Below are 6,464 nucleotides of genomic sequence, written 5' to 3' on the forward strand. Positions count from 1 at the left end.
TATGATTCAACGCACTCGTCCTCAATATACCGATAAAAACAGCACTCAGACCTTACGGCAGGGGCTGGAGGAGTATTACGCCGCGAACCCGGATTTTACCCATCCAAATCAGATGCCGCCGGATTTCGCCAAAATCATGCTTGCTCATGATGCCAGCCATGTCGTATTTGGCTGCGATACCGATATGTATGATGAATTAAAACTGCTGCCTCTGACTTTTCTTGTAAGTGACTACAAGTTTCGAGATTGGTTAGGCGATCGCAAGAACCCGGCAGTAGACGTGATGTATGACGACTTGGTGAAGCGCCAAGGTCTACTATGGTTGTATGGTTCAATACTGGCAGTATTGCCGCGATTCTTACCAGAGTTAGTTATGATGTGGTTCAAGACTCGCGGATCACGGAAGTACTATCCATTTTTTGACTTTGAACCGCTACTTGAGCGCTCTTTGTTAGATATTCGCCAAGAGTTTGGGCTTTTACCACTTCTTTCGTCAAGAAAAAACAAAGAAATCCAACTTCAGACAAATTTATACCAAGCGTGAAAAAACAATGCAACACATGGATAAGACCCCTCCCCAACCCTCCCCTTACTAAGGGGAGGGTGTCCGATAGGGCGGGTGGGGTTATCTGCCACAAACATTTAGAAGCCCAGTAGTCTTTCATCATGTCGCGTCAACAACAAGATTCCCGACTTCTTCAAGAACTCGGGAATCTGAGCAAATCAATTAATACAAGCAACAAAAAAGAGGTCAAATAGACCTCTTCACAACTCCCTACAATTCGTATTCGGTTTAAACGAATTACAGCAACCCAGTATTGGCTCCTTGCTTGCCAGTAGCCAATTCTACCTTAACGATTGTGCCGCCCGCTTTTTGAATGCGTTGCTGTTCGCGGAACCAGTTTTCGTAGGGAACGAGTTTGGTGAAGTAAGTATTTTGTAGTTCGCGTTGGGTACGAATGCGGGTTTGGCTAGGAACACAAGCAGTAATTTTAAAATACCGTGCCATGTGGTTGTTAATCTCCTATAAGTGACTGTGGAAACTTTTTTATTTCAAAATTGTGAGTGCATATTTTTATCTAATCACTCAAAGGCTGGAAATCAGGCGTCAATACCAGACAGCTAACACTCATCACACATCATATTTAGCAAGATAAGCGATTAAACGTCCTAGCACTCACGATTGATTTCCAGACCTTAAGAAAGCCGCACTTAAATTATTAAGCGCAACCTAGCTCTTAGCTTAAGCCAGAGGAAATATAGTCTAAGTAAACACCCATTTCCTTACCAGCATCAGGACCTACCAAGCTAGCAGTCACTTCTTTGATAGCTTGGATAGCTTGTACAGTAGCACCAATGGGTACACCCAAGGAGTTGTAGGTTTCTTTCAAACCATTCAACACGCGCTCATCCAAAATGGATGGATCGCCAGCCAACATAGCGTAGGTGGAATAGCGGAGGTAGTAATCCAAGTCGCGGATGCAAGCAGCATAGCGACGGGTGGTGTACATGTTACCGCCGGGACGGGTAATGTCAGAGTACAGAAGGGACTTAGCTACAGCTTCTTTGATAATTGCAGATGCGTTAGCTGCGATTGTAGTAGCAGCACGTACGCGCAGTTCGCCAGTTGAGAAGTAGCTCTTTAGCTTCTCTAGAGCACCAGTATCCAGGTACTTACCTTGAACGTCTGCAGAGTTAATGACAGAGGTGATTGCGTCTTGAGCCATGTTGTTAATTCCTTATTTCCAACCTTATTGCATTACTTCAGTTTCAGCAGGGAAATAACTTCGCCTTACTGCATAGCACCGACTAGGTAGTCGAAGTAAGAGCCAGCTTCACTAGCGTCTTCGCCAGACAACAGGGAAGCAGCAACATTCTTTAGACCACGAACACCTTCAGCAACACCCTCGATAGGAGTGCCTAGGGACTTGTACATTTCACGAACACCCACAATACCAATTTCTTCGATGGGGGTGACATCACCAGCAACGATACCGTAGGTAACGAGGCGGAGGTAATAATCTAGGTCGCGTAGACAAGTAGCGGTCAGTTCTGTACCGTAAGCGTTTCCACCAGGAGAGACAACATCAGGACGCTTTTGGAACAGTTGGTCGCCGGCTTGCTTAACAATTCGCTCCCGGTTTTCTGTCAAAACTTGAGCGATGCGGAGGCGGCGCTCACCTGTGGTAACAAAGCTCTTAATCCGATCCAGTTCGCCAGGGCTGAGATAGCGTGCTTCTGCATCAGCATTCACGATAGCTTTCGTGACGATACTCATTAATGCATTCCTCCAGTACTAATGAAACCAGGATTTAGTTAAAGTGGTGCGACTTTATAGGTTCACTGAGCTTGTTTTCTCGTTTTTTTAGACACTACAGCCAAATAGCTGCTGCGACTAGTACATTCCGAGTCTGCTTGAGTAATGGCTAGTACACAAGCTTCAAAACTCAACTACCTTCCGGAATTATTTTCGGGCATTATGTTGAGGAAATATGACTGCTCTTAACACTTTGTAATATTCCTTTTCATGTTTACTGTCGTGCCCGAAATCTGAAAGCAATGTTAAGAAAGGTTGCAATGGGACAGGAGAAGCTAGAGGAGATGAGGGAGTAACGCCCTCCTCATCCTCCTCATCTTGCTTATTCCCTTGTCCTGGCTTTATCGCAGGCTAGACCGTCCCGTAATCACAGACGGAGATAGGCTAGACCAAGACTGCTTGACCAAGTCAGCCGCCGCCTGCACGCTACCGAGGTAGTTACCAGCAGGTAGCGATGGGAAGCGACCATAAGGCACCACGTCTTCACCAAAGTACCGGGCGTACTCTAGGCTGTTGACGATCGCCTCTACAGCCGCTTTTAAACCGCTATCTGCCAGCAATTTGTTGTACTGGCGAATCTCGGCTTGGGTAGCGGGTGCGCGTCCCAACAGGTGACGGAACAGGAATTCAATCACCTTGGTGTTGGGATAGGGGGTGTAAAAGCGCTTACGATAGATATCCGAGCTAGCAAGCTCACGGACAAACTCGCGTACAGAAATTTCCCCATTGCGCAGTCTGCTTTCTAAATCCGTACGGCGGAAGTAGTCAGGAACTTGACCGCTAAACACATCCAGTACCTGAGTGTAAATAGCGTTGATTGCCTGCTGCGTTTCACCTTGGTTTGCACCTGTCGTGACGCGGTAAATGCGTGCAGGTTTGCGCCGGCTTGTTCCCACACCGACCTCCACGGACTGTCCACGACCATCGTTGAACGAACGACCGAGTTCAATAAACAGCGGCTTGGTCTTGTCGATTTCTCGTGCTTTCGCTGCCAAATCTGCGATCGCCTTCGCCAAAATCGGTGTGTTCGCGCTCTGAATGCGGGGTTTGACTGGCTCAAAGCTGGGAACCACCAAATCATTATTCTGCTTGGTGAGCTGGTTGTACAGCTTCTGAGTATTCGGGAAGTTCGCCGCTGGTAAGGTCGGGAAGCGGTTGTAAGGTACCGTATCTTCACCAAACGCTTGCCCATACTCCTGACTACTTACCAACGCCCCAATAAATGCGCGAAGCCCTTGGGTTGCGAGTATCTGGTTATACTTGCGGATTTCCGCTTGGTCTACTGGCGCACGTCCCAAGAAGTGCTTGGTTCCCAGTTCGATCACCTTAGTGTTCGGGTATGGCGTGTAGAACTCTTTTATGTAAAGGTTAGAATTACCCAAACCTTCAATAAATTCCTTAACAGTGATTTCACCATTCCCCAGCCTGCTTTCTAGCGAGGTGAATTCGTTCTGGGCGATGTAGGGTTCAATGTTGCGCTCGAAAATCTGGCGATAAGCAGCACCGATGACAGTTTCTACAGCGACTTTATCATTAGTTCCTGCGACCAACTTAAAGATTTTCGTTTGTTCGCGCTTCTTGGTGACACCTTGGTTGATACGGAACTGAATATCGGGTTCGGTCCGTACTTCTTTAACGGTGCCTAATTCCACAAAGCGTGGAGTTTCTTCCTTCTCAACTTTCCCGCCGACATCCTCACGAATACTACCAACACGCAGTTGTCGCAAAGCAACACCGCCAGGAGTCAGATACCGTTCGTATGGAACTGTATCTTCACCAAAAGCCTCACTGTACTCTGGAGTATCAATGATGGCGTCAACCACTGCGTAGAAGCCCTTCTTGGAGGCGAGGTCAAAGTACTTGTTGTTTTCTTGGCGACCGTAGGTAGGACGACCTAACAAGCGGCGGTGGATGTACTCGATCGCCTTACACACATAAAGCGGAGTCCAGTACAGCTTGCGGAATAAATCCGACTTAGCTAGAGCCCGGATAAACTCCCGTACAGAGATTTCGCCGTTTTCCAGCTTAATTTCTTGCACCTTCAAGCGCTGACCTTCGTAAACATCGCGACCAAATACTTGTAAGTAAGCTGCGCGAATCAAGGCTTGTGTGGAGCTTTCAGAGAATTTAACACTGACTCCAGTGGGTGATTTTTTACCTCTTGTCCCAGGCAGCTGATCCAACCGGAACACCTTGGGACCCAGAGTACCAGGGAACTCACCTCGCGCCCTAGGATTGCTGTTTTGGTTATTGATACCAGGTCCTTGGTGAACTAGGATGCGCTTAGTATCCTTACCAAAAGGAGCTGGACGGGTGCTGGGGTTACGAGTTTCTTTCGGGAAAATTGCCCCAAACTGAATTTCCAAGGGGTCATTTCCAGAACCATACGGATGCTGGTCGGGCAATGGCTGCTCGTAATCAGCAAACAGTGTGATAAACTGAGGAACTTTGCGGAAAGGCGCACTGTAGTTCAACAGGTCTTGCTGTGCTCCCCAGTTGCGGCATTCTTGTGCCTCTTGACCCAGACCCCGGATGTAGGGTACTGTTTCTTCGCCAAAGTAGTCAGAATATTCCTGAGAATCTACCAAAGCATCGATTAAAGCTGGCAGACCGCCTCGGGAAACAATATCAAAGTATTTTTGCACTTCTTCCCGGCTACTTGGTCCCCGTCCTAAGAAGTGACGGAAAGCAAGTTCTAGGGCGCGGCTGTTGATAAATGGTTCGTAAAACTGTTTCCTGTACAAGGGAGATTTGCCAAGGCGGCGAACAAACTCTTTTACAGAGATGTCACCATTCTTCACCTTCGATTCCAGGTCAGATATCGACTGACTGTAAGCACGGGTAATATCGCGCTCAAAGATTTGCCGATATGCAGCTTTGATTACCTCATTTTTCTCCGATGCTGACAACCCAGGCTTGATGACATACTTAGGACGCCGTTCTGCCGCATTGAAGTAAATTTGGGGCAATTCCAAACCTTGTTCACTCGAAGGACGTTGCCGCAGTTTATTAGAAGGAGAGGGTGCTTTGAATTCTGTAATCAAAACATCCATATACTGAGACACAATTTCTGTTGCCTCAGCATCCTTGCGGAAATAGGAAAGCGCCGCTGCTTTCATTTCCTGTAAAGCGACAATTGTGGCTTCACCTGAACAGGCGTTCTCAATAATTTCTCGCAGACCACGTGTGTTGACAGCGATGATGTTGGGGTCACCAGCCACAATCGCATACGTAGCGTAGCGCAAAAACCACGACAAGTCCCGCAGGCTCTTCGCCATATTTGCCGGACCATAACGCGCAATGTTAATTGGTCGGAAACCCGGAGGAGTCGGACCACTGGGCGAAGTGTTAAAGATAGATCGCAAATTTTCTAAGAAACCACCACGAGTTTCTACGTAGGTGACGGTTCCTAGTTTCATCCCCTCTCTAACTTCCGATCCTGCAGCAACCGGCACCAATTCTGGTTCCCTGGGCTTTTCCAAAAAAGCCATTGGCGAACCACCCACAAAAATCCTGTTGGCAGCACGGGAGACAATAATCTCAGAATTTTCCGTGAGCGTCTGGGCGATTTCAAGACGCTTGACACCAGATGCAAAATACCTTGCCAGTTCATTGAGTTCCCCGGAACCCAGAAAGCGGTCTTGCTGTTCTGCTTGGGAAATTGTTGATACAGCTAGGGTTTGATATAGTTGCGGGCGTGCAACTGAGCTTCCACCACTTGCCTTAACACTCATCGGATTTGTAAAACTCCCATCATATTTTTTTTGTGTTAAGTCTGGGTTGTTTTTAGGCTTGACACATCGTTGCAGTTATGCATTCCGACTGTCACCTCAAGACTGCCAAAAAAAATTAACCCAGTCAGCTTTTAGATTAGAACGTTTTGCGATTTCTCTGTGGCTTTATTAAGAACTGTGTCGAAACTATAGTATAAATGTATCAAATCTTAAAGCAGATGCTGCCGCTTCTCTGAGAATAACTTTAAGATTTGTAATATATTTTTAGAAAACGACATAGGGTAGGAGAGAGAGGAAACAAGGAATAGGATACAAGGTATGGGGATACGGGCGAATTAATAAAATATGTAACCTTACCGTGAACTACCTACACTGACCTGAGGGTACAGTGTAGGCTTCCAGCGTCATTGACA

The 6,464-nt window shown here is 47.0% G+C and carries 5 protein-coding genes; 1 reads left to right on the forward strand and 4 read right to left on the reverse strand.

The annotated features are described in order from the left end of the window. Position 1: 1 nt before the first annotated feature. Positions 2-544 carry a hypothetical protein gene (locus AACT52_RS11645; RefSeq protein WP_073631006.1) on the forward strand — a complete coding sequence of 181 codons (543 nt, stop codon included), beginning with the start codon at positions 2-4 and terminating at the stop codon, positions 542-544. A gap of 258 nt (positions 545-802) precedes the next feature. Here the strand turns inward: AACT52_RS11645 and AACT52_RS11650 are convergent, their stop codons facing one another. The 4 genes from AACT52_RS11650 to AACT52_RS11665 all read right to left on the reverse strand — a co-directional run bounded on the left by AACT52_RS11650 (position 803) and on the right by AACT52_RS11665 (position 6,051). Then, entirely contained in the window at positions 803-1,009 is a 207-nt protein-coding gene (locus AACT52_RS11650) for a phycobilisome linker polypeptide (RefSeq protein WP_069347352.1), read from the reverse strand. Positions 1,010-1,238: 229 nt separating this feature from the next. After that, complete coding sequence (gene apcB, locus AACT52_RS11655; protein WP_073631009.1) at positions 1,239-1,727, reverse strand: allophycocyanin subunit beta; 489 nt, start codon at positions 1,725-1,727, stop codon at positions 1,239-1,241. Between the two features lie 65 nt (positions 1,728-1,792). Next, positions 1,793-2,278, reverse strand: a complete 486-nt coding sequence (apcA, locus tag AACT52_RS11660; protein ID WP_073631011.1) for an allophycocyanin subunit alpha — start codon at positions 2,276-2,278, stop codon at positions 1,793-1,795. Between the two features lie 380 nt (positions 2,279-2,658). Further along, positions 2,659-6,051 carry a phycobilisome rod-core linker polypeptide gene (locus AACT52_RS11665; RefSeq protein ID WP_073631013.1) on the reverse strand — a complete coding sequence of 1,131 codons (3,393 nt, stop codon included), beginning with the start codon at positions 6,049-6,051 and terminating at the stop codon, positions 2,659-2,661. Positions 6,052-6,464 lie beyond the last annotated feature (413 nt).

The organism is Scytonema sp. HK-05, assembly GCF_963872035.1.
In the GTDB taxonomy this organism is placed as follows: domain Bacteria; phylum Cyanobacteriota; class Cyanobacteriia; order Cyanobacteriales; family Nostocaceae; genus Kalymmatonema.